This window comes from Rathayibacter sp. AY1F8, from assembly GCF_002932165.1.
Classification (GTDB): Bacteria; Actinomycetota; Actinomycetes; order Actinomycetales; family Microbacteriaceae; genus Rathayibacter.
This window is the reverse complement of the sequence record NZ_PSVB01000018.1, coordinates 49,049-72,402: the sequence shown is the minus strand read 5'-3', so window position 1 is coordinate 72,402 and position 23,354 is coordinate 49,049. Positions and strand designations below refer to the sequence as shown.

Genomic DNA, 23,354 nt, shown 5'->3' with positions numbered 1-23,354 from the left:
GGCTCCGGAGCCGGGGGATCGGGCGTCGGCTCCTGGGTGGGCTCCCGCGCCCGCCCCCGAGCCGACCGAGGCCCCGCAGCCGACGGCGGAGCCCCTGCCGCAGCCCGAGCCCACCGCGGTGCTCCCTCCGCGGACCTGCGCCGACGACCCCCGCCTCTGCACTCCTGCGCCCGAGCCGACCATCGGCGGGCCCCTCACCTGAGCCCCGGCTCGCGGCCCGCCCCGCCTGCGGGGATAGTGGAGGCATGAGCAGACTCCTCCTCGGCCTCCTGACCAACGCCGTCGCGATCTGGCTCACGACCCTGGTCGTGGCGGGCGTGCGCGTGGACCCGTACGAGGAGGGCCCCGCCGCGGCGGTCCTCACGTACCTGCTGGTGGCGGTGATCTTCGGCGTCGTCAACGCCGTCGTCGGCGGAGTGGTGCGGGTGGTCGCGTTCCCCCTGTACGTGCTGACGCTCGGCCTGGTCTCGTTCCTCGTCAACGGCCTCCTGCTGCTCCTGACCGCCTGGATCAGCGGCCTCTTCGGCTTCGGCCTCGTCGTGGACGGCTTCTGGTGGGGCGTGCTCGGCGCCCTCGTGCTCGCCCTGGTGAACTGGTTCATCGGCCTCCTCCTGCGCCCCTTCCTCCGCCGCCGTCGGGACTGACACCGCGGCCTCGGCAGCCGGCATCGGCCGCGCCGCCGCCGCCCGGGAGGCGTCGCGCGCCATCGGTGGACGACGGCCGCGATCGGCCTGCTGTGGAGGAGCCGCGGTGCGCCATGATGGGCGGGTGACCCCCGACTCCCCTGCGCCCTCGGCCTTCGCCGTGTGCTTCGTCTGCACCGGCAACATCTGCCGGTCGCCGATGGCCGAGGAGGTGCTGCGCTCCCTGGCGGAGCAGGCGGGGCTCGGCTCCGCGATCGAGATCAGCTCGGCCGGCACCGGCGAGTGGCACCTCGGCGAGCACGCCGACAGCCGCGCCCTCGCGGCGCTGGAGCGGCACGGCTTCGACGGGGGCCGCCACCGCGCCCAGCTCTTCGACCCGTCCCGCTTCGCCGAGTTCGACCTGGTCGTCGCGCTCGACCACGGGCACGAGCGCGCGCTGCGCTCCTGGGCGCGCACCGAGGTCGACCGGCAGAAGATCCGCCGCCTGCTCGACTTCGAGCCCGGCCTCTCCCCGCAGGGCGACGTCCCCGACCCCTACTATTCCGATGCGGCGGCGTTCGACTCGGTGCTCGCGCTCATCGAGCGCGCCTGCCGGGCCCTCTTCGCCCAGATCGAACCAGGACTGCGCGGCAACCGCTCGGTCCGCCCCGACTCCACCGACGCGCGCGCCGCCCTCGCGCAGGACACCTGAGAACCGGAAGGCACCACCGCATGACCTCGCTCCCCACCCAGCCGCTGAGCCCTCTCGACGGCCGCTACAGCGGTGCCGTCTCGTCGCTCGGCGAGTACCTCTCGGAGGCGGGGCTGAACCGCGCGCGGGTGCACGTCGAGGTCGAGTGGCTGCTGGCGCTGACCGACCGCCGCCTCTTCGGCTCCGAGCCCGTCGACGCGGCGACCGCCGAGGAGCTGCGCCGCCGCGCCCGCGACTTCGGCCAGCCCGAGATCGACGAGCTGGCCGCCCTCGAGGCCCGCACCCGCCACGACGTGAAGGCCGTGGAGTACCTCGTCCGCCAGTGGCTCGAGGAGCTGGGCCTGCAGCGCATCGCCGAGCTCACCCACTTCGCCGCCACCAGCGAGGACATCAACAACCTCTCCTACGCGATCGTGGTCCGCCAGGCCGTCGGCGAGATCTGGCTGCCGAAGCTGCGCTCGGTCGTCGCGTCGCTCCGGGAGCTGGCCGTCCGCTACCGCGACGAGTCGATGCTCAGCCGCACCCACGGCCAGCCCGCGACCCCGACCACGATGGGCAAGGAGTTCGCGGTCTACGCGTACCGGCTCGAGCGGGTCGTCGCGCAGATCGAGGCGACGGAGTACCTGGGCAAGTTCAGCGGAGCGACGGGCACGTTCGCCGCGCACCTCGCCGCCGACCCCGGCACCGACTGGCCCGCCCTCGCGGAGGAGTTCGTCACCTTCCTCGGCCTCGTCTTCAACCCGCTGACCACCCAGATCGAGTCGCACGACTGGCAGGCCGAGCTCTACGGCAGGGCCGCGCACGCGAACCGCATCCTGCACAACATCTGCACCGATGTCTGGACCTACATCTCGCTCGGCTACTTCCGGCAGATCCCCCAGGCCGGGGCGACCGGCTCGTCCACGATGCCGCACAAGATCAACCCGATCCGCTTCGAGAACGCCGAGGCGAACCTCGAGCTCTCCAGCGCCCTGCTCGACTCGCTCGCGCAGACCCTGGTCACCTCGCGCCTCCAGCGCGACCTCACCGACTCGACCACGCAGCGCAACATCGGCGTCGCGTTCGGCCACTCCCTCCTCGCCCTCGACAACATCGCCCGCGGCCTGCTCGAGATCGACCTCGACCCGACCGCCCTCGCCGCCGACCTCGACGGCAACTGGGAGGTGCTGGCCGAGGCGATCCAGACGGTGATCCGCGCGGAGGTGGCGGCCGGCCGCTCCTCGATCACCGACCCGTACGCGCTGCTGAAGGACCTGACCCGCGGCAAGCGCCTCGGTGCCGACGACCTCGCCGTCTTCGTGCAGGGTCTCGACATCGGCGACGCGGCGAAGGAGCGCCTGCTGGCGCTGACGCCGGGCGGCTACACGGGCCTCGCCTCGTCGCTGGTCGACCGCCTGAGCTGATCCGCCGGGCAGCGAGCGCGCGGGTGCCGCCGTCCTCGAGAGCGAGCACTCCGACTCCTGCGTGCTCGCGGCGGCGCGGTCGACGGCGGCGCGATGTCGGGGGTCGCACCTAGCGTCGGCGGCATGTCAGCGTGCGCGATCGGAGGGTGCGCCTCCTCGGCCGAGACGGGCGCCCCCCTCGCGCTCTGCGCGGCGCACCTCGAGCTCGCGCACGACTGGGTCGCCCGCGAGGACGGCGTGATCGACGCCCTGCCCTCGCCGTGCGCGGCGTGCGGGTCCCGCCTGGGCGTCCGGCTCCCCTCCGCCTGGCTCTGCGCCGCCTGCGAGTGGCGGCTCGGCGATGCTCCCGACGGCGAGCTCCCGCCGCCCCGGGTCGACGTCGTCTACTACATCCGCTTCGGCGAGCGGATCAAGATCGGCACCAGCGGCAATCCCCGGCAGCGCCTCCACCGGCTCCGGCACGAGGAGCTCCTCGCGTTCGAGCGCGGCGGGCGAGCACTCGAGCAGCACCGGCACGCCCAGTTCGCCGACGAGCGCCTGGAGCGCACCGAGTGGTTCGCGCGCAGCCCCGCGCTCGACGCCCACATCGAGACCGTGCGCGCCGGGGAGCCCGACCCCTGGGCCCTGCACCGCCGCTGGCGCAGCGAGGCGCTGGCCCTGCGGCTCTGACGCGTCGGCTGCGAGCGGGCGGCTGCGACTCGACCGCTCCGACTCGCCGGCTCCCACTCGACGGTTCCCGCTCGCCGGCACTGCATCCACGGGTCCCGCTCCGCCGAGCCGGACACCGGGACGGAGCGCCGGGGAGGGCGCGCCGGGGACGGGTCCCCCGAGGACCGTCCCGCAGCCGCCGCACGACGCGCTCAGCGCCCCCAGGCGTCGACGAGCAGCGGACCACGGACATCGCGGAGCCGGTCGACCAGACGGTCCGCCAGCGCGGCCGTGACTCCCGTGGCGACCAGGTCGTGGGGGCCGAGCGGCAGCAGCTTCCCCGTGCGGATGCGCACCACCTCCCACCCGGCGGAGCGGAGCGCGCGGTCCTTCCGCCGGTCGGCCTCCTCGCGGTGCCCGACGTGCTCGAGTCCGTGACGGCCGGTGGAGTCGTACTCGATCGCGACGCGCAGCTCGCCGAGCACCAGGTCGGGCCACGCCTCGCAGTGCTCGAAGAACGGCCGCTTCAGACGGACCGCCGTGTGCGCCGGGTCGAAGACGAGCCGCTCGGCGAGGAGAGCCCGGAGCCGCGCCTCGACGGCGGAGGCGGCGGTACGAGGGGCGGGCGGGAGTGCGGCCCGAGCGGCGGCAGCTGGAGGGGTGGATCGAGCGGACGGAGGAGTCGACGACGCGGCGCGCGCGGATCCGCTCGGGTCGGCGGGTGACGCGGACCCGCGGCCGGTGGGTGACACGGACGTCGGGAGCCCTCGCGCGATCACGGCGGGTGGCGCCAGGAGGACGAAGGAGTCGTCGTCGGGGGCGGCCGTCGGCGCGAGCATCTCGGCGAGCCGGCCGCCGATCATCGGCGCGGCCCGGGGCAGGCGCGGCGAGGCGAGCTCGGCGCAGTCGGGGCACCAGGAGGAGCGGCGCCGCTCCCGGCCGGGACGGTGGCGCTGCTCCTCGGGGGTGGCGACGAAGACATGCCCGGCGTCGCAGAGCCAGCACAGGTACACGTCGGCCGCGGGCGGGATCTGGCTGAGCACGATGCCCTCGTTGTACTCGGGGCGGTACTGCCGCACCAGGACGGGGTAGGACGCCCACGCCTCCCGGTAGGTGCCGACCGCGTAGGGGACGTCGGCGCCGCGCGAGAACCGCCGCCGCTGCCACCACCGCCCGATCGCCTCCGCCACCCTCCGCACGCTACGCGCGACCACCGACGCGGAAGCGGCGCCCGCGTGCGCAGGCGGGATCTCGAGACGCCCTCCGGGCTGCTCCATCAGCATGCGCGGCGGAAGGGACTATCCGCCCGCGCGGCGTGCTCCCGCTCGACTGGGAGCGGCGGAGCCGTCCCCCACCTAGTGAGCGGAGTCCTGCTCGTCGATGTCCGCGATCTCGGCCTCGTCCGGCTTGAAGGTCAGCGAGAACATGGCGATCGCGACGAGCACGACGATGAAGGCGACGCCGAACGAGATGAGCGCGACGACAGGCTCGCGGGTCGAGAGCATGACGACCAGGCCGACGAAGGCCGCCATCACCGCGGAGAAGCCGATGAGCTCGAGCGGGCGCAGGCGGTCCTTGCGGGTCGGCTGGAACGTGCGGGGCGTGAACTCGCCGGGGTCGCGCGCCGGGGCGGAGTCGGCCGCCGAGGCGCGGTCTGCGGGAGAGGCGGGGTCGGGCTGCTGGCCTTCGGCGGTCATCGGTCTCCTCCGGAGGTCGGTGTCGTGGGGGCGACGGGATCGTGTCCGGTGGCTGCGTCGGCGCCGGCGGCCCATTTGAGCGAGAACGCCGCGATGGCGAGGAAGACGGCGACCATCACGGCGTAGGCGCCGAGGAGGCCGACGGTGACGACGGGGTGGGGCGGGAGGAGTCCGAAGGCGGCGCCGAGGAGCATCGTGCCGACGCCGACGATCACGGAGTCGCGGGCGGCGAGGCCCTGACCGCGGCGGCCGCTCGAGAACTCGAGGAAGCCGGAGAGCAGCGCCCAGCCGGCGACGAGGGCGACGAAGGAGAGCAGGTTGGCGACCGGGAGCGCGACGAGCGCCGCGACTCCGGCGACCAGGGTGAGCACCGCGGAGCCGAGGGCGAGCGGGCGGGCCCGGCCGCTCCAGCTGCGGAGCCCGAGGGCGAGCGAGACGGCGCCGGTCGCGATCGCGAAGCCGCCGAAGACGGCGAGGCCGAAGGCGGGCCCGTGGTCGGGCGAGAAGGTGACGACGCAGCCGGCGACCGCCGCGATCACGGCGCGCGCGAGGGGCAGGGTCCACAGGCGGCGGTCGGAGTCGGCGGCGATGGCCACGGTCGAGCCTCTCTGGGATGGAGGGAGAAGGCGTCCGGGAGCGGACGGCTGGGCGCGCGACGGCACGGCGACGCGGACTCCAGCGATTTTACGCTCCCGCGGCTCCGCCCAGGCCCGGAGCGGGGCCCGGGGCGCGATCCGGGGCGAAGTCGCAGGCGGCTCAGCCGAGCCAGACCTCCTCGACCCGCGGGAACACGGCGTCGGCGGAGAAGCGCTCGCGGAAGCGCGCCCCGGCCTTCTCGACGACCTCGGCCCGGGCGTCCTCGTCGGTGATGAGCTCGGTCAGCGCGGCGGCGAGGCCCTCGACGTCTCCGGGCGCGACCACGCGGCCGCAGCCGTCGCCGAGGACCTCGGGGATGCCGCCGACCGCGGTCGAGACGACGGCCGCGTCGCGGGCGAGGGCCTCGAGGATGAAGATCGGCATCGCCTCGTCGCGCGAGGGCAGGACGGCGATGGACGCCTCGTCGAGCAGGGCGAGCAGGCGGGCGTTCTCGAGCGAGCCGAGGAACTCGATCCCCGGGACGCCGCGGTCGACGACCTCCGGCTCGCGGATCGGACCGGCGACAAGCAGGCGCCAGCCCTCCTTGCCCTCGACCTGCGCCCACGCCTTCTGCAGCACGTCGACGCCCTTGCGGTGGCTGACGACGCCGCCGAAGACGACGGTGCGGGTCTTCTCGCGCGGGGTGCCCTGCTCGAGCGCGTTGGGCACGAGGTGCACGCGCTCGGCGGGGACGTAGCGGCGGCAGATCGCCGAGGTCTCCTCCGAGAGCGAGATGATCTCGTCCGCGCTGCGCAGCACGTCCTTCACCAGGCGCGGGTGCGCGGCGGTGAAGGCGGCGAACTCGCTGCCGTGCAGGTGGGCGACCGTGCGCAGTCCGAGACGGTGCGCGAGGCGGAGGAGGGACCCCTCGCGGAGGAACGAGCCGCGCTCCGAGAGGTGGACGACGATCACGGCGCCGGGCTCCCGGCGCGCGATCGCGACGATGCGGGCGGCGGCGCCGGCGGCCAGGCGGGCCGCGGCGACGTGCTCGCCCGGAGCGGTCCGGGAGGAGATCACCCGGACGTCCGAGCGCTCGAACGGCCAGCGGAGGTACCCGTTGACGACCTGCGTCATGCCTCCGGGGACCTCTCCGCTGCGGCCGACGTGGTACACCCGCGTCTTCGGGCCGGCAGGGGCTGCCGCGGCGGCCGGGCGGCTGCGGGGCGGCACGGCGAGCAGCGCCTGGATGTCGTCGCGGACGCCGCGGAGGCGTCCGCGGGCGACGAGCAGCTTCTCGAGCAGCTCGCTCCGGCGGGCGACCACGGCGGAGAAGGTCTCGACGCCGGCGGCCGGGGTCGTCCGGGACATGTCGACCGTGACGTCGTGGATCCCGATGGTCTCGAAGTGGCGCGAGGCCTTCGTCGATCCGTCCATCTGCAGGCTCACCGGGGCGGCGCCCTCGGTGAACGCCATGATGATCACGTGCAGCCGGTCGCTCATCGCGACGCGGGCCGTGCGGTAGAGCTCGCGCAGCAGGATCTCGTGCTCGTCGTGGGTGTGCGCCGGATCCCAGTCGAGGATGTCCGCGTCGAGGTCGGCGGCGAGACGGCGGGAGCGCTCGGCGTCGACGGCGACCTGCGTGACCACGACGATGTCGAGGTCCTCGCGCTCGGCGAAGCCCTTGATCGCGGCCAGCCACTCCTGCTCGGGGTAGGGGCGGGCGTCCACCTCGTGGTCCTCGCGGAGGGAGAGGACCAGAACGCGCCGCTCCTCGTCGGGCTGCGCGGCGAACGCGGTCAGCTCCGCGTCGCTCGAGCCCTCGCCGTAGCCGAGGTCGGGCATGGCGGCGCCGACGCGCATGTAGCCGGCCGTCTTGTCGTCGCGCCAGCGGGTGTAGCTCGAGAGCGCCATCGAGGGCCACATGATCGCGCGGGGCAGCGGGGCGAAGTTGCGGGTGCCCACGCCGGCGCGGATCACGCGGCCGCCGCCGAGGCGCACGAGGGCGATGCCCGGGAGCATCACGAGGTGCTCCTTCATCCCGATCAGGGTCAGCTGGATCTCCCCCGGCTTGAACACCGAGTTCGCCCGGCCGGCGAGGGCCTCGCGGGCGAGCGCCGCGTACCAGCGCAGGAGCGAGCGGTACACCGTGTCGTCCGGGCCCAGGCGCAGGCCGTCGTCGTAGCCCCACGGCGAGTGGCCCACGTAGACGTGGAGCGGACCCGACTCGCGGAGCCAGTCGAGGAGCTGGCGACGCAGGATGATGTCGCCGATGTTCTCGTACTGGCCGCGGCCGACGGCGAAGATCGATCGGGCAGGTGTCACGGGCGGGCCTTTCGGAGGGGTTCGCGTGGGGGTGACCGGTGCGGAGCGGGGAGCGTCGCGGGTCTCCCCGGTCGATCCTCCTGCCGCGCTGCCGTCGTGGGCCGGGCCGGCCGGGCTCCGCAGGAGCGGGCTCGGGGCCGATGGCGCCCCGGGCAGACTAGCGCAGGCGGGCTCGGCGGCTCGAGGAGGAGTGCTCGCGTCAACAGCCGTTGGTGACCAGGAAGGCCTTGAGGAACGCGCCGGTCTGGTAGACGTACTGGTTCACCAGGTAGTCCAGGCCCATCGGCTCGCCCGAGGGCACCATCGAGAGCTCGCCGGAGTAGCAGCGCTCGATGATCATCTCGGCGCGCACGAGGTGGGAGGCGTTGGTGATCACGATGACGTGGTCCCAGCCGTACTGCTCGGCCATGTCGCGCAGCTGCCGGGCCTCTCCCTGGGTCGTGAGCGGGTCGGCGGAGTAGCAGAGGACGTCGCCGCCGGGCTCGTTGCACTTCTTGTACTTCTTGGCCTCGTAGGGAGCGTTCATCTCGCCGGGGCCGACCGAGAGCACCATCGTGTCCGTCGCCCCGGAGGTGATGATCCGGCGGGCGAACTCGACTCGTGCCCTCGTGGAGGGGCCCAGCACGAAGACCGCGTCCGCCTGCTCAGGGATCGGGTCGATCGGGGGCGTGACGTAGAGCGGGATCCCGGCGCCGAAGAGGGCGAGCACCACGAGGGGGACGAGCAGGAGCCGTCCGATCACGGTGCGAGCGCGGACCCGGGGGCATCTCGGGCGCTCCCGGGACGGCGGGGTGGACGGGCGGTCGCCGGTCGCGGTCGTGGCCGTGTCCATCGCGTCCTCCCTCTCGTCGGGACCGCCGCTCGCCCGCGGCGGGTGATCCGCGACGCGGGTGCGACGGCGATCACCAGTGGAGAGCCCATCATCGCAGTGTTTCGGCGAGGGGTCGGCCCGGTGAACGCCCGGTCAATTCTCTCGCCCAGCGGCCCGGCCCGGGGCCGTGTCCAGAGTCGCCGGGTAGGGTCGCCGTTCCTCGACCGAGCAGCACTCCCCCTCGTCCATTCCGCGGACGGGCATTCCCGGAGTCCCCTCCCGATCCGACATCCGCCCTCCGATCCGTCGTCGACAGCGCGTGTGACCGTTCGTATACACGCATGCGCGGCGGTCCGCCAGTCCTTCAGCGGAATCGCTGATATGAGCCCGACCACCACGCCCGAATGGGGTACTACAACCTGAATCCGTCTCATCCAGCCATCAGTCGCAAGGCCCGTCTATAGCGTCGGGAGGACCAGCACCACCCCCTTGAGCAGCCCCCTCGAACCGCCCCCGACGCCCCCTCGAAGACCCGGAGCCGATCGTGAATCCTCAGACCACGCCAGACCCGACCCGCCCTCGCCGACGACGCGCACGCCTCTCCCTCACCACCGCTCTGATCGCCGCTCTCGGCATCCTGGTCGCCCCCCTCACGGCGCCCGCCGCCTCCGCGGCCACTCTCGACCCGGGCGCCGGGCAGAGCACGCGGATCCAGGAGACGAACTCCTCGCTGACCTACAGCGGCTCGTGGCGCACGATGACGGGCGGCGACAGCGGCGGCGGGATCAAGTTCCTCAACAGCACCGGCTCCGTCTCGTTCAGCTTCCGCGGCACCGGCTTCAGCTGGGTCAGCCGCACCACCGCCTCCGCCGGCATCGCCACCGTCACGGTCGACGGCGCGAGCACCTCGGTCGACCGGTACACGAAGACCACGGCGTACCAGGTCCCGGTGTTCACGAAGAAGGACCTCGCCGACACCGTCCACACGGTCAAGATCGCCTGGAGCGGCACGGCCAACAGCTCCGCGAGCGACAAGAACCTGGTCATCGACGCGTTCGACATCACCCGCGCGACTCCCGCCACCGAGGAGCCGACCGACGAGACCGGCGGCGGCGAGGACGACGGCCCCGTGCTCGATCCTTCCGGAGCGACCAGCCTCCTCGTGCAGGAGACCGACCCCGCGCTGCAGTACACCGGCTCGTGGAGATCGATGGCGGGCGGCGACAGCGGCGGCGGGATGAAGTACCTGACCTCCGCCGGATCGGTGAAGTTCACCTTCGTCGGCACGTCGTGGCGCTGGATCAGCCGGAAGACCTCCTCCTCCGGCATCGCCGCGGTCTCGGTCGACGGCGGACCCGTCACCAAGGTCGACCGCTACAGCTCGACCGCGCAGTACCAGGTGCCGGTCTACGAGACGACCGACCTCGCCGAGGGCACGCACACCGTGACCATCTCCTACACGGGGACGAAGAACTCCCAGTCGACCGACAAGAACCTGATCATCGACGCGTTCGTCCTCGCCGAGGACGGCCTCGCGACCGACGCCGTGGAGCTCTCCCCCCTGACCGACGGCTACACCGTCGCCTGGGACGCGCCCTTCAGCTCGCGGGTCGTCTCGTACGACGTGCACCGCTCGAACGAGGACGGCTCCGGCGACACGGTCGTCGGCACCGTCGCCGACCCGGTGCGCCAGTACCGCGACGAGACCGCCGAGGCGGGACGCGCCTACACGTACACCGTCACGGCGACCGACGACGCCGGCCGCGACTCGCGGCTGAAGGAGTCGGCCACCACCACGGCCGACCTCCTCGCCTCCCGCGCCTCGCTGCTCGCGGCCTTCGACTGCCCCGCCGCCACCAAGACGGTGTCGACCTCGGCGCAGCTCGTCACGGCCCTGACCAACCCCTCCTCCGGCGACGTCATCCGCCTGGCCGACGGCGTCTACACCGGCAAGTTCGCCCTCCGCGGCACCGCCGCCCAGCCCGGGTCGATCTGGATCTGCGGCTCGCCCAACGCGGTCCTCACCTCCGGATCCACCTCGAGCGGCACCGCGCTCATCCTGAACACGGTGAGCGACGTGCACCTCGTGGGCTTCTCGGTCCGCAGCTCCTTCCAGGGCATCCAGGTGCTCGCCAGCAAGGGCGTCCAGATGGCCGGCCTGACGGTGAGCGAGATCGGCTACGAGGCGGTCCACTTCCGCAGCCAGACCGCCGACTCCCTGATCGTCGGCAGCACCATCCGCCGCACCGGCCTCGTCTCCGCCAAGTACGGCGAGGGCGTCTACGTCGGCACCTCCGACCGCAACTGGTGCGAGTACAACAGCTGCAACCCTGACCGCACGGCCCGCATCGCGGTCGTGGACAACGCGATCAGCGACACCGGCGCCGAGCCGATCGAGGCCAAGGAGGGCACCCTCGACGGCGACATCATCGGGAACACGGTCCTCGGCGGATCGCGGCTCGCCTCGGACGTCGTCTCGCTGATCCTGGTCTCGGGCAACAGCTGGCTGGCCGCGGGCAACTCCGCCGCGGGCACCACCACCTACGGCTACCAGGTGATCACCCGCGCCGACGGCTCGGGCAACGACAACACCATCAGCGGCAACCTCGCGCTGAAGACCAGCAACGCGGTGGTCTACCTCCACCAGCCGTCCAACTGGTCCACCAGCGGCAACACGCTGAGCTGCTCCAACTCCGGGAAGGACCTGATCGGGAACGTGGCCTGCACGCCGTGATCTGATCCGCTCCCCGCGCGCAGAACCGCCGCCGTCGTCCCCTCGACGGCGGCGGTTCTGCGTCTGCCCGCCTCCCGCCGACCACGCGGGAGTCGGCGGAGTCGCGCGCCAGTACGGCGACTTCTGCGGACTCGCGGGGTGAGCGGGCTCCCGGGAGCCGGTGAGGCACGTGATCAGGCCACGGCGGGCGCTGGAGACGCTGAGGAAGGACGGACCGGTCGGTCGGCCCCGGAGAGCCCGCGGGCCCGGACGGTGACGCCGCCTCCTGCCGAGACCGCGGAGGTGGGCGGAGTCGCGCGCGAGTACCGCGAGTTCTGCGGGCTCGCGGAGTGAACGGGCTCGCGGAGGGGTGGAGGGGGCTGGAGTGCCGGCCAGGCGTCGGAGGGGCCGGCTGGGCCCGGACAGAGGGCAAGCCGGGCCCCCGCCGGGCACCGCGCAGTCCCCGGATGCGGAAGAGCGCACCGCGGCCGGGGCCGGGGTGCGCTCTTCCGCAGCGTGCGAGGACGCGATCAGACGATCGCGGGGGCCTTCTGCAGCTTGTGGCGGGCCAGGACGACCGCGCCGACCACGGGGGTGCCGGCGGTCTCGATCCAGTGCACGTCGGCGGCGGCCTGGGGCGAGTCGACCTTGCCCTCGATCAGGACGAGGACGGCTCCGTCGGCAACGCCGCGGAAGGTCGGCGACTGCTCGGTCGCGCCGAGGGTGCCGGTGACGATCAGGACGATGTCGTAGACCTTCTCGAGCTCCTCGACCAGCGCGCGGAGGGCGTCGGTCGGCATCGGCGTGCCGGCCTGGGCGCCGCCCGCGGGGAGCAGGTCGACGCGGTCGGTCGAGCGCTTGATGATCGCGTCGTCGAGCGAGGCGGCTCCGGCGAGCACCTCGCGCAGGCCCGGGCGTCCGCCCGAGGCGGAAGCGAGAGCCGAGCCCTCGGCGGTGCCGTCCACGATCACGACGGACGAGCCGAGCACGGCCAGCGCCTTGGCGAGCAGCACCGCGCTGGCGGTGTGCGGGGTCTTCTCGGACGCCGGGGCGATCGCGAAGGAGGAGTACGAGCGGGTGCGCGCGATGGCGGAGAGCTCGAACGCCACGGCCGAGTAGCGGGCCGGGATCTCGGTCGAGTTCAGCATCTCGTCGAGCTTGGTGGCCTTGACCGGGACGATGCCCAGCAGCGGCCGGTCGATCGCGGAGCGGACGTCGTCGCCGCTGCGGAGGCGGCGGTCGAGGGCCGTCATCACGATCGCCACTCCCACGCCGACCACGGCGCCGCCGAGGATGCCGAGCGCGAGCAGGACGAGGATGCCACCGGTGACCGGCAGCTCCGGCGGGAGCGCCTGGCTGAGCACCTGGAGCTGGATCTGCGGGACGGCGACGCCGTTCGTGGTGGTCGCCGGATCGGCGCCCTTCACGGCCGCGTCGAGCTGGGCGGCGACCGCGTTGGCGATGACCGCGGCCTGCTCGGGCGAGGGGTCGGTGGCCGAGATCGTGATGACCACGGACTCCGGCTCGGCGAGGACGGTCACGCGCTTGGCGAATTCCTCGATGGGCTCGTCGATGCCGAGGCCGTCGATGACGCCCTGCAGGACGGTGTCCGAGGTGCCGAGGGCGACGGAGGTGACCGTGGCCTGGGAGGCGGCGCTGTTGGCCGCGACCCGGTCCGCGGTCGAGAGGACTCCGGACGAGGAGACCGCGACGTACACGCGTGCGTCCGCCTTGTACTGCGGGAGGAGGACGGCGTTGAGTACCAGGGCCGCCACGGCGCCGAGCAGAGCGAAGGCGACGATGTAGACCCACCTCCGGCCGATGCCGGCGAACAGTCCGTTCAAGGTCATGGTGTGTGGTGTCCCTTTCGTCGACTGCACCGGAGTGCAGGGGGTCTGACTGTAGCGTCGTGATGTGTCGTCCGCGTTGCGCGGACCCGGCCGCGAGGTTTCGCGCGGGAGCGGTGGATCAGAGGTGGGCCTGCAGGAAGGCGAGGATCGCCTTCTTGTTGTTCGGGGTGTTGTTCTGGAGCCCGTGGTGGCCGGAGCCGTCCACGCCGACCTCGGACGCCACTCCGGCGTCCTGCAGGGCGACCTGCATCGCGTCGGCCTGCTCGACCGGGACGAGCTCGTCCTCGGAGGTCAGCCAGATCTGCGGGGCGTCCGTGGAGTCGACCGAGGTGATCGGCGACGCCGGGATGCTCTGCGGGCAGGTCGTCGAGTCGATCTCGTCGCAGTCCAGGTAGGAGAGGATCTGCTCCTTCGCCTCGGGCACCGGCGTGCCCAGCGACATCCCGGTCTCGGTCATGTCGGCGACCGCCGAGAAGGCGACGACCGTCTTGACCCGCGAGCCCTCGGTGAGGGAGCCCTCGCCGAGCGTGCCCATGGTCGCTCCGATGATCGCTCCGGCGGAGCTGCCCATCACGCCGATGCGGGCGGGGTCGAGGCCGAAGCGCGTGACCTGCGCGGGCTCGCGCAGCCACTCCATGGCCGCCTGCGCGTCCTCGATCTGGCCGGGGTACCGGCTGTCCTGGAGGAGGCGGTAGTCGACGGAGACCGAGACGAAGCCGCGCTCGGCGTAGTACTCGCAGAGCTCGGTCATCCCGCCCTCGTCGCGGGCGCCGTCGACGAACCCTCCGCCGTGCAGCATCAGCAGCGCGGGGCGGTCGGTGCCGCCCGCGGTGGGGAGGCAGGCGTCGGCCTTCAGCGAGACGCCGTCGACCGAGCGGTACTCGATCGCCTTCTCCGTCGTGAAGCCGTCGGGCGTGCGGACGGGCTCGGGCTGCGAGGAGCAGCCGGCCAGCCCGAGGGCGACGGCCACGACGGCCGCCAGGACTCCGGCTCTGCGTGCTCGTGTCGTCTTCACTCGTGGGACTCCGCTCTCTTCTTCTCGTAACTGGGGGAGGTGCCGGGCTCATCGGCCGGGACCGCGACGGGATCGGAGACGACTCCGGGGCCGCGCGCAGGGACGGGCACGGGCTTGCGCCGCTTGCCGGGGCCGCCGAGGGCGGCCGGGGGGACGTAGATCCACTTGACCTTCGAGAGGTAGCGGGTCACGAAGAGCGAGAGGACGACCGCGAGCACCATCACGACCAGCAGCAGCGGCACCTCGAAGCCGCCGATCTCGGAGCGGTCCTCGGGGAGTATCACCCGCAGGATCGTGATGGCGATCACGATGAAGTAGAGGTGCAGCAGGTAGATGTGCAGGCTGCGCTCGCCGCAGATCGTGAAGATGTTCAGGAATCGCACTCGGGAGAGGGCCCGCGACACGAGGATGCCCATCGCGACGGCGGCCATCTGGCCGGCGAGGGCGAGGAACGGCACCCAGCGGATCGGGAAGAGGAAGAGCACCGCGCTCAGCACGACGAAGACCGGAGTGACGTAGAGGAACGCGCGGCTCCCCTTCTGCTCGACGAAGTCGATGATCCTCTTCGAGTAGAGCGTGCCCACCAGGAAGAAGACGAACAGGGCGCCGATGCGGTTCCAGCCCACGTTGGTCGTGTTGAGGAGACCGGTGGTGAACATCGTCCCCATCACCGCGGCGAGGGCGACCTGCACGCGGTGGTCGACCTTGCGCAGGAGCCACGCGCCGAGCGTGAAGAGCACGAGGCCGTAGATGAACCAGTAGCTGCTGCTGGGCCAGAAGAACAGCAGGAGCAGGTTGAGCGGGTCGGTCGCGGGGAGCTCGCCGAGTCCGCCGTTCGCGAGCGGCACGACCAGGTAGAAGGCCATGCGGATCACGGACCACACCACGTAGAGCCAGAGCAGCGGGTACAGCCTGCGGCGCCAGAGGTCGCCGAAGCTCCAGGTGCGGATGCGCGAGCCGAAGAGACCGGACACCAGGAAGAAGAGGGGCATCGGGAACAGCTCGAACACGACCTTGATGCGGCCGAGAGTGTTCTCGACACCGATGTCACCGAGATACAACGACGTGTGGTAGTAGACGACCATCAGGATGGCGGCACCCTTGGCGAAATCCACCCACTCGCGTCGGGCCCCGCCCGCAGGCTTCAGCAGCTTCATTCTCTCCCCCTTGTGCCCGGTCGTACCGCTCGTGAATTCCATCCGAGGTGAACAAGGCTCAGAGAAGGACGCAGGCTCGGTCGCAGAATGCGACCGAGGATCAAGACTAAGGGTGTATCGTCCGCGCCGCACATTCGGCTGAATAGTGACGAGGACTCGATTGCCGGGAAGCGCACTCCGGCCTCTCCGCTCACCGGGGGGACGACGGTCACCGGCGTCCGTTCCCGGCGCTCATCGCCGCACGGTAGAGCGCGGGCGCCGCGGCGGCGAGCCCGAAGAGGACGGAGCGCTTCAGGTCGCGCCGGCGCACGAGCGCGACCAGGTGCCGGAGCCCCGCCTCGTCGTGCGCGGCCCGCCAGAGCCGGTCGGCCTCCTCGGGGCTGTGTGCGCCCGAGGTGGCGTCCTTGAAGCGGGAGAGCAGGGAGAAGCGCGCGCGGTAGTAGGAGTAGTCCTGCGAGTCGAGGAGGCGCGGGTCGAGCCCGCGGGCCGTCCGCTCGATCACGGCGGCGAGCCCGGCGAGCGAGTCGGCGCGCTTCGCGCCCGAGCGGATGATCGAGCCGGAGCGGAGGCGGTACTCGTAGACGGAGTCGGGGACGACGACGACCTCGTCGGCCGCGGCGAGCAGCTGCGCGACCTGCGCCTGGTCCGAGTGCTGGCGGATCCGCGTGAAGTCGATGCCGTCGAAGAGCTCGCGGCGGAACAGCTTGTTCCAGAGGTGCCCGGTCAGCTCCCCGACCAGGAGCGCGGTGAAGGCGCCCCGGCCCGAGAGCGCGAGCGGGCCGCGCAGGGAGCCGACGGGCGTGGATCCGGTGGCGTCGACCGTGACCGCCTGGGCGACCACCACGTCGGCGCGGCCCGCCTCCCCCGCGGTGAGCATGGCCTCGACCGCGGTCTCCGGCCACTCGTCGTCGGCGTCGACCAGCCAGACCCATTCGCCGGCGGCCTCGCCGACGGCGCGCTCGCGAGCGGCGGCGACGCCCTGGTTCTCGTCCTGGCGCAGGTAGCGGATCCGCTCGTGCTCCTCGGCGAACGCGCGGCCGATCGCCTCGGTCCCGTCGGTCGAGGCGTCGTCGACCACGAGGATCTCGAGCTCGGCGTGGGTCTGCCGCAGCAGGCGCTCCAGGGCCGAGGCGAGGTGCGCCTCCTCCTGGTGCGCCGGGACCACCACCGAGACGAGGGTCACTTCTGCCCCACGACCCGGCGGAGCACCGTCTCGAGGTCGCGGCCGCTCGACTCCAGCGAGAAGCGGTCGAGCCAGCGGTCGATGCCGGTGATCTCGAGCTCGCTCGCGCGGATCAGCGCGTCGGCGAGGTCGGAGGCGGAGGGGGTGAGCGCGAGCTCGCCGGTCAGGCCGGGGACGATCGCGTCCGCGACTCCGAGCGCCCCGGACACGGCGACCGAGGGGACGCCGGCGGCGGCCGCCTCGACCAGCACGTTGCCGAAGCCCTCGCGCAGCGACGGGAGCAGCACGACGGCGTTCTCGTCGAAGTGGTGGAACCAGTCCTCGACCCAGCCCATGTCCTGGAAGTCCACGCCGCGCGCGGTCGCCTCCGCCTTCATGCTGCCGAGCAGCGGGCCGCCGCCGAAGGAGACGACCTTCGCGGGGATGCCGCGGCGCTCCAGCTCCTCGGCCGCGAGGATCGCGAGCTCGGGGCGCTTCTGGACGACGAGGCGGCAGGGCAGCACGATCTGCAGGCCCGCCGCAGTGCCGGGGGTGCGCGAGACCTGGCGGGAGCGGTCGACCTTGGCGGTCGCCGGGTTCGGCACGACGGTGCAGCGCTCGCCCGAGACGCCGAAGCCGGCGACGAGCTCTCCCGCGACGGGGTGCGAGATCGCGATGACGTGGTCGGCGCGGCGGTAGAGCGTCTTGGCGAGCCCGAGCTGCACCTTCTGGGTCCTCGAGAAGCCCGGGATGCCGAGCGAGACGAGGTTGCGCTCGCTCACGATGGTCTTCGGGCGGTCCGCCTTCGCGGTCATCTCGGCCGAGGCCAGGAGCACGATGTTCGGGTAGCCCTGCAGGGCGACCGCGACGTCGGGGGTGCGGCGGCGGAACAGCTCCTTGAGCATCCGCGCCTTGCCGACGTGGCCCTTGCCCTCGCCGATGCGGTGCAGCACCGCGCCCTCGGGGAGGTACTCGTCCGTGCCCTTCACCGAGGTGGTGACCACGTCGACGTAGTGGCCCTGCTCGAGGAGCCAGCCCATCCAGGTGCGGGCGACGAACTCGGCCCCGCCGCCGTGCAGCGACGTGACGACGAACATGATCCGCATGCGCGGTCCCTTCTCCTGCGCCGCGCTCATCGCACGACCTCCGCGCCGAGGCCGCGGGTGTTGAGCGCCGAGAGGCGGCGCACCTCGGGCATGGCCGCGTCGATGGTGGCGCGCACGCCGCCGTCGCCCGGCTCCGCGAGGATGCGGTCGATCACCGGGAGGACGCGGTCGGCGAAGCCGGGGACCGGCTCGACGCACAGCTGCGGCAGGCCGATGAGGCGCATGATGCCCTCGACCTTGCCCTGGGTGGCGAGGGTGATCGCGGGGACGCCGAGCGAGAGCGACATGATCGCGAGGTGCATCCGCCCGGTGACGGTCAGCAGGGCGTCCTCGGCGAGGCCGCGGATCTCGGCGGGCATGAGCACGCGGTCGACGACGGTGACGCCCTCGGTTCCCACGCGCTCGGCGACCGCGCGGACGGCCACCTTGTCGTCGCCGATGGGGCGGGAGACGTGCGGGAGGAGCACGACGTGAACGCCGGCCGCGCGCAGGCGGTCGACGATGCGCTCGTACTCCGGCACCTGGTCGACCATGCCGGCGACGAGGGCGCTCGCGTTCACGAGCGCGAAGGGGACGCCCTCGGGCAGTCCCAGCCCCTCGCGGAAGCTGCGGTCGCGGGTGCGCGCCGAGAAGACGATGTCCGTGACCTCCTCGACGCGCTGCACGCCGATGCTCCGGGCGCGCTCCGCCGAGAGCGGGTCGCGGAGCATCGGGACGACGCCGGCGCGGGAGGCGGCGATCAGGGAGCGGCGGGCGGCGAGGCGGGCCGCCGCGTTCCAGGAGAAGCCGAGGACGCGCGTGGGCACCCCTGCCTCGGCGGCGGCCTGCGCGAGCAGGGAGCGGCGGACCGAGCCGCGGAGGCTGTACTTGCCGTCCATCATGTCGGCGCCGACGACCGAGACCGAGCGGGCGCGGCGGATCAGCGCGGCGTAGGCGCGGAGATCGGCGGCGTGCGCGTCGCCCACTCCGTAGACCAGGTGCGGGAGCTCGACGACCTCGACCCGGTCGGCCTGCTCCTCGGGGATCACGACGTCGCCGGCGTAGCGCTGGACGACCACGACGGGGCCGGTGGTGTTCTCGAGGAACGCCTCCAGCATGGCCTGGTCGCCGATGTTGCCGCTGCCGGGAGCGGCGATCACGAGGTGCGACTCGGGCTCGGGTCGGAGGTCCGCGAGGGCGGCGCGGAGCACCGCCGCGTCGCGTCGGGCGGGCAGGCGGGTCGTCGTGACGAAGTCCTTCTTCCAGGACTTGACGACGCCGAGCTTGAGTTTCATCGATCTCTTTCGGTGGGAGGAACGGCGGCGGGAGGCCGCTCGGAGTCGGGGATGCCGGCCGTGACGGCTCCGTCGACCAGCGCGCTGTCGCCGGTGGGGCTGATGGCGTCGACCGTGGCCGGGGCCGGAGCGGCGGCCGGGCGGCTGCGGCGGAAGTGGCGGCGCAGGTCGGCGAGGCTGAGGATCTGGCGGCGGAACGCGGGGAGGATCAGCATCCAGAGCCCGACCCCGACCAGGACGGCGGCGCCGCCCAGGAGGAGGCGGAGGACGGGCTGGTCGGCGGCGATCCAGACGGTGGAGAAGTAGGCGCCCACCGTGATCGAGCCGAACGTGATGCCGCTGCGGAGGCCGTTGGTGAACATCTCGCGGACGGGGGCATCGGAGGTGCGGCCGATCCAGATCAGCGCGGTCGGCCAGGTGAGGGCGAGCGAGCCGGCGTACGCGATGGCGACGCCCGTCACTCCCCAGTTGGAGCCGAGCAGGATCAGGACGACCATCAGCGGGCGGGTCGCCAGGCTGTACCAGACGCTCTGGCGCACGAGACCCTTGGCGAGGAACACCCAGTTGGAGCAGTACGCCGTGGCCTGGAAGAACCCGGCCACGAGCAGGATCTGGAAGATCGGGACCGAGGCGAGCCAGCGCTCCCCCACCAGGATCCGGATGACCGAGTCGGACTGGGAGCCGAGGACGGCGAGCACGAGGCCCATCGCCGTCAGCATCGCCGACTGGCCGAAGAGGATGAACGTGCGGAACCGCTCGCGCTCGTCCTGCAGCTTGGACAGCACGGGCAGTGCCACGCGCTGCACCGGAGAGTTCAACTGCTGCAGCGGCAGCATCATCAGCTGGAACGCGCGGTTGTAGAGGCCGAGGTCGACCGGGCCGAAGCGCGCGCCGATGATGACGGAGTCGACGTTCTTGCTCACGTAGGTCAGCGCCTGGGTCGCGAAGACCCCGCCTCCGTAGCGGAGGAAGTGGCCCATCGCCTCGCCGCGGCGGTAGCGGCCGGGACGCCAGCCCGTGATGAAGACCAGCATCAGCACGCTGATGAGCGGCTGCACGATCTGGCTCCCGGCCAGCGCCCAGTAGCCGGCGCCGCCGAGCGCCATCAGCACGCCGACCACGAGGCCCAGCACCTGGGCGACGATGTCGACCAGGGTGATCTTCACGAAGCGGAGGTGACGGGCGAGGTCGGCGCGGAACTGCGTCGAGATTCCGTTGAGGAGGAACGTCGAGGAGAGCACGACGGTCAGCAGCTGGAGCCGGTCGTCGCCGTAGAGGGCGGCGATCGGCCAGGAGGCCGCGATGACCACCAGGGTGAGGGTGAGGCCGATGCCCGAGTTCATCCAGAACAGGTTGCTCTTCTGGCCCGGCGTGATCTCCTTCGCCTGGATGGCGGCGGAGGAGAGGCCGAAGTCGCGGAAGATCTCGCCGATGCCGATGATCGCCGTGACCATCGCGAGCAGGCCGTAGTCGGCCGGCGAGAGCAGGCGCGCGAGGATGACGATGCCGCCCAGCTGGACGGCGATGCGGATCGCCTGCCCGCCGATGGTGACGGCGGCGCCGCGGCTCGCCGAGCGGCTGAGGCTCGGTGACGGCTTCTGCGTGGTCCCGGTCATCGGGTCGAGCCCTTCTTGGTGGCGATCGCGCCCTCGTAGGCCTTCTTGAGCTGGAGTCCGAGCACGTCCCAGTCCCGACCGGAGAGGGCGGGGAGCCCCTCCGGCGGCCGGGTGCGCGTGCGCTCGAGAGCGGCGGTGATCAGCTCGGGGGTGAGCTCGCCGTCGTACTCGATCACCCAGTCGCTGCCGACCTCCTCGGCCAGGGCCGTGTTGGTGGGCGTGCGAGGCACCAGGATCGGCCGGCCGAGCGACAGGGCGACCAGGATCGAGCCGGAGTTGTGCATCTCGCGGTAGGGAAGGACGATCAGCTCGGCCCGGCCGATCTCGTCGACCATCTCGGCGTCGTCGACCCGGCGGAGCGTGGTGCGCACCCGGGTGTCGCGGGCGGCCCGCTCCTCGACCAGCTCGCGCTGGCCCGTGCTGGGGCTGCCGACCACGTGCAGGGAGAGGGAGTCGTCCTCCACGCCGCGGAACACGTCCATCAGCTCGACGACGCCCTTGTACGGGCGGATGATGCCGAAGTAGAGGACGCGGCCGTGCTCGCGCTCGGGCAGCGGGTGCTGCGCGAACTGGTCGCGGTAGTGGCCGTGCAGCACGGTGACGGCGGGCGCCCGGCCGGGAGCGACGGTCGTCGGGTTCAGGCGGACGAACAGGTCGGTCGCGCGGTCGACCCGGGCCAGCGAGCGGCGCTCGGCGGCGGGACCGAGCTCGTGCGGGTGCAGGTTGTGCACCGTCCGCACGAGCGGGATGCGCTGGAGCGCGAGGCGCACCAGCAGCACGTCGAGGGCGCGGCGGCGCAGGAAGCGGTGCAGCGGGCTGCGGCCGCGGATCATCAGCTCGGGCCAGTGCACGTGCAGCACGTCGTAGTCGGCGAGCAGGGCGCTGCGCCAGGAGAAGAACAGCAGCTCGACGCCGGGCGCCAGGCCGTCGACGATCGAGTCGACGTACTGCGTGGTCGAGTCCGGCGGCGCGAGCGACTGCTGGACGACGAGCGCGGCCGGCGACGAGTCGTTCCTGCGGGCGAGGCGGCTCATCGCTCGCCCCGCATCCCGACGGCCATCGGCGCGTCGAAGATCCTCGCCCCGAGGGGCTGGCGCATCCGGATGCCCTTGGAGAAGTCGGGGACGTGCACCGGGTTCAGGCAGATGATGACGAGGAAGCCCAGGAGCAGGTGGCTGGGGCGGACCGCGTCGATGGCGTTGTAGCCGGCGAGGCAGACCATGAAGCCGAGCAGGCCCGCCGCAGGACCGACGTCGCGACGGCTGAGCGTGGCGCCGAACATCGCGGCCACCATGATCACGAAGAGCAGCAGGCCGGGGATGCCGACGCTGATCAGCAGCTGCAGGAACGAGTTCTCGATGACGACGTCCGAGAACCGCCTGCCGCTGATGCCGGACGTCGCCGCTCCGGAGCCGAGCCAGTGCGTGAGCTCGGCCGCCTTCAGTGACACGGTCACCGCGAGGTCGCGGGCGCCGGCCGAGATGGAGGCGTCGAGGTTGTTGTTGCGGGCGGTGACGGGCTCGAAGTTCAGGACTCCGACACCCGCGATGAGGCCGGCGATCAGGATCGAGCCGGGCCGGAGCAGCGAGCGGTTCGGGTTGAGGAAGCCCACGGCGACGAGCGCGACGACGACCGCGACGGCGATGGCCGCCATCGGTCCGCGCGAGACGGTCGCGACGACGCCGCCCGAGGCCAGGATGCCCAGCAGCAGGTCCGACTTGCGGGAGCCCTGGAGCCAGGAGCCGAACGCGAGACCGGCGCCCACCGTGAGGAAGGTTCCGGCGAGCAGCGGGTGGCCGAAGGTGATCTCGGCGCGGTAGAGCGACCAGTGCTGGTCCTGCTCGTAGCCGAGGGCGCCGTAGACGGCACCGAGGATCGGGGAGCTCTGCGCGACCAGCTCGAGGGCGGCGTAGAGGGCGAGCAGCCCCGAGAGGATCACCCACGTCTTGCGCAGCAGCACGGCCTCGCGCTGGGCGTCGAAGACGAGCATCGGCACGCCCACGCAGATCGCGAAGCTGAACATCCACGAGACGCCCTCGGTCGCGTAGGAGCTGCGCACCGTCGCCACGGCTGACCAGAGCATGAGGGCGATGAACGCGAGGATCACCACGGCCCGCCACGGGGAGAGCACGAGCTCGCGGGTCCACGCCTTGACGGGGGCGCGCCACAGCTCGGGAGCGAGCCCGCGCCGGATCGCCCAGATCACGAGGATGACGGCCCAGAGCGTCATGCGGAACGTCAGGGTCGAGGGGGTGAGCGGCGTCGGGACGAGCGCGAAGAACGCGAGCGCCATCGCCGGCAGCCAGTGCGCGGGGACCCGCAGCAGCACGTAGGCGCCGACGATGCCGCCGACTCCGGCGGCGATCACCAGGAGGCCGGTGGCCGGCTCCCGGGTCGAGAAGATGTACCCCATCCCGAGGACGATCACCAGGGCGACCGAGAAGAGCGCGCCGACGAGGAGTCGTCGCGGGAGGATGTCGATCACGTCAGGGAGTCCTTCTGGCGTCGGAGCGGAGTGGTGGAGGAGGGGGCGGGCGGTGCGGCGCTCACGGGAGTGGTCCCGTCGGCCTCGATGAGGATCGCGATGCCCTCGCGAGCCGCCTCTCGGCGGCTGGGACGCCTGCGATGCCGTGCCCTCCTCCTCCACTGCTCGACCCTGGCGCCGACCC

19 protein-coding genes and 1 pseudogene are annotated in these 23,354 nt (G+C 72.4%); 6 read left to right on the top strand and 14 right to left on the bottom strand.

All coding sequences use genetic code 11. The features are described from left to right. The 5 genes and pseudogenes from C5C35_RS17135 to C5C35_RS12940 form a co-directional block, all read left to right on the top strand. Nucleotides 1–202, top strand: a pseudogene (locus tag C5C35_RS17135) (glycoside hydrolase); the annotation flags it as partial. Nucleotides 203–245: 43 nt separating this feature from the next. Then, entirely contained in the window at nucleotides 246–644 is a 399-nt protein-coding gene (locus tag C5C35_RS12955; protein ID WP_104263242.1) for a phage holin family protein, read from the top strand. 124 nt (nucleotides 645–768) lie between these two features. After that, nucleotides 769–1,335, top strand: coding sequence for a low molecular weight protein-tyrosine-phosphatase (locus C5C35_RS12950; RefSeq protein WP_181134163.1), 567 nt, complete (start codon nucleotides 769–771; stop codon nucleotides 1,333–1,335). Nucleotides 1,336–1,355: 20 nt separating this feature from the next. After that, entirely contained in the window at nucleotides 1,356–2,738 is a 1,383-nt protein-coding gene (gene purB, locus C5C35_RS12945; RefSeq protein WP_104263241.1) for an adenylosuccinate lyase, read from the top strand. Nucleotides 2,739–2,861: 123 nt separating this feature from the next. Next, a complete protein-coding gene (locus C5C35_RS12940; protein ID WP_104233549.1) occupies nucleotides 2,862–3,407 on the top strand; it encodes a GIY-YIG nuclease family protein in 546 nt (181 codons plus the stop codon). Nucleotides 3,408–3,598: 191 nt separating this feature from the next. Here the strand turns inward: C5C35_RS12940 and C5C35_RS12935 are convergent, their stop codons facing one another. From C5C35_RS12935 to C5C35_RS12915, 5 genes are all read right to left on the bottom strand, one after another. Next, the gene (locus tag C5C35_RS12935) at nucleotides 3,599–4,576 is read right to left on the bottom strand and encodes a hypothetical protein (RefSeq protein ID WP_104263240.1); all 978 of its coding nucleotides are present in this window, start codon (nucleotides 4,574–4,576) and stop codon (nucleotides 3,599–3,601) included. A gap of 165 nt (nucleotides 4,577–4,741) precedes the next feature. Next, nucleotides 4,742–5,083, bottom strand: coding sequence for a hypothetical protein (locus tag C5C35_RS17310; protein ID WP_258059918.1), 342 nt, complete (start codon nucleotides 5,081–5,083; stop codon nucleotides 4,742–4,744). Continuing rightward, nucleotides 5,080–5,679, bottom strand: a complete 600-nt coding sequence (locus tag C5C35_RS12925) for a DUF308 domain-containing protein (protein ID WP_104225185.1) — start codon at nucleotides 5,677–5,679, stop codon at nucleotides 5,080–5,082. The genes C5C35_RS17310 and C5C35_RS12925 overlap by 4 nt, the downstream gene beginning before the upstream one ends. A 160-nt stretch (nucleotides 5,680–5,839) precedes the next feature. Continuing rightward, complete coding sequence (locus tag C5C35_RS12920; protein ID WP_104226626.1) at nucleotides 5,840–7,981, bottom strand: glycosyltransferase family 4 protein; 2,142 nt, start codon at nucleotides 7,979–7,981, stop codon at nucleotides 5,840–5,842. Nucleotides 7,982–8,180: 199 nt separating this feature from the next. Further along, the gene (locus tag C5C35_RS12915) at nucleotides 8,181–8,723 is read right to left on the bottom strand and encodes a YdcF family protein (protein ID WP_146084859.1); all 543 of its coding nucleotides are present in this window, start codon (nucleotides 8,721–8,723) and stop codon (nucleotides 8,181–8,183) included. Between the two features lie 613 nt (nucleotides 8,724–9,336). Between C5C35_RS12915 and C5C35_RS12910 the strand changes: the two genes are divergently transcribed. Next, nucleotides 9,337–11,526: a hypothetical protein gene (locus C5C35_RS12910; protein WP_104263239.1), complete on the top strand. Its 2,190-nt coding sequence runs from the start codon at nucleotides 9,337–9,339 to the stop codon at nucleotides 11,524–11,526. 509 nt (nucleotides 11,527–12,035) lie between these two features. Here C5C35_RS12910 and C5C35_RS12905 read toward each other — a convergent pair. The 9 genes from C5C35_RS12905 to C5C35_RS12865 form a co-directional block, all read right to left on the bottom strand. Then, complete coding sequence (locus tag C5C35_RS12905; protein WP_104233544.1) at nucleotides 12,036–13,355, bottom strand: Wzz/FepE/Etk N-terminal domain-containing protein; 1,320 nt, start codon at nucleotides 13,353–13,355, stop codon at nucleotides 12,036–12,038. Between the two features lie 118 nt (nucleotides 13,356–13,473). Beyond that, complete coding sequence (locus C5C35_RS12900; protein ID WP_104346673.1) at nucleotides 13,474–14,370, bottom strand: alpha/beta hydrolase; 897 nt, start codon at nucleotides 14,368–14,370, stop codon at nucleotides 13,474–13,476. Then, complete coding sequence (locus tag C5C35_RS12895) at nucleotides 14,367–15,527, bottom strand: acyltransferase family protein (protein WP_181134086.1); 1,161 nt, start codon at nucleotides 15,525–15,527, stop codon at nucleotides 14,367–14,369. The genes C5C35_RS12900 and C5C35_RS12895 overlap by 4 nt, the downstream gene beginning before the upstream one ends. A 208-nt stretch (nucleotides 15,528–15,735) precedes the next feature. Further along, nucleotides 15,736–16,710: a glycosyltransferase family 2 protein gene (locus tag C5C35_RS12890; RefSeq protein WP_104263236.1), complete on the bottom strand. Its 975-nt coding sequence runs from the start codon at nucleotides 16,708–16,710 to the stop codon at nucleotides 15,736–15,738. Further along, nucleotides 16,707–17,825: a glycosyltransferase gene (locus tag C5C35_RS12885; protein ID WP_104263235.1), complete on the bottom strand. Its 1,119-nt coding sequence runs from the start codon at nucleotides 17,823–17,825 to the stop codon at nucleotides 16,707–16,709. The genes C5C35_RS12890 and C5C35_RS12885 overlap by 4 nt, the downstream gene beginning before the upstream one ends. Continuing rightward, the gene (locus C5C35_RS12880) at nucleotides 17,822–19,069 is read right to left on the bottom strand and encodes a polysaccharide pyruvyl transferase family protein (RefSeq protein WP_104222480.1); all 1,248 of its coding nucleotides are present in this window, start codon (nucleotides 19,067–19,069) and stop codon (nucleotides 17,822–17,824) included. Before C5C35_RS12880 ends, C5C35_RS12885 begins: the two co-directional genes overlap by 4 nt. Continuing rightward, the gene (locus C5C35_RS12875) at nucleotides 19,066–20,685 is read right to left on the bottom strand and encodes a lipopolysaccharide biosynthesis protein (protein WP_104263234.1); all 1,620 of its coding nucleotides are present in this window, start codon (nucleotides 20,683–20,685) and stop codon (nucleotides 19,066–19,068) included. Before C5C35_RS12875 ends, C5C35_RS12880 begins: the two co-directional genes overlap by 4 nt. Continuing rightward, on the bottom strand, nucleotides 20,682–21,719 hold the full coding sequence (locus tag C5C35_RS12870; RefSeq protein WP_104226616.1) for a glycosyltransferase: 1,038 nt from the start codon (nucleotides 21,717–21,719) through the stop codon (nucleotides 20,682–20,684). Before C5C35_RS12870 ends, C5C35_RS12875 begins: the two co-directional genes overlap by 4 nt. Then, on the bottom strand, nucleotides 21,716–23,170 hold the full coding sequence (locus C5C35_RS12865) for an O-antigen ligase (RefSeq protein WP_104263233.1): 1,455 nt from the start codon (nucleotides 23,168–23,170) through the stop codon (nucleotides 21,716–21,718). The genes C5C35_RS12870 and C5C35_RS12865 overlap by 4 nt, the downstream gene beginning before the upstream one ends. Nucleotides 23,171–23,354: the final 184 nt, after the last annotated feature.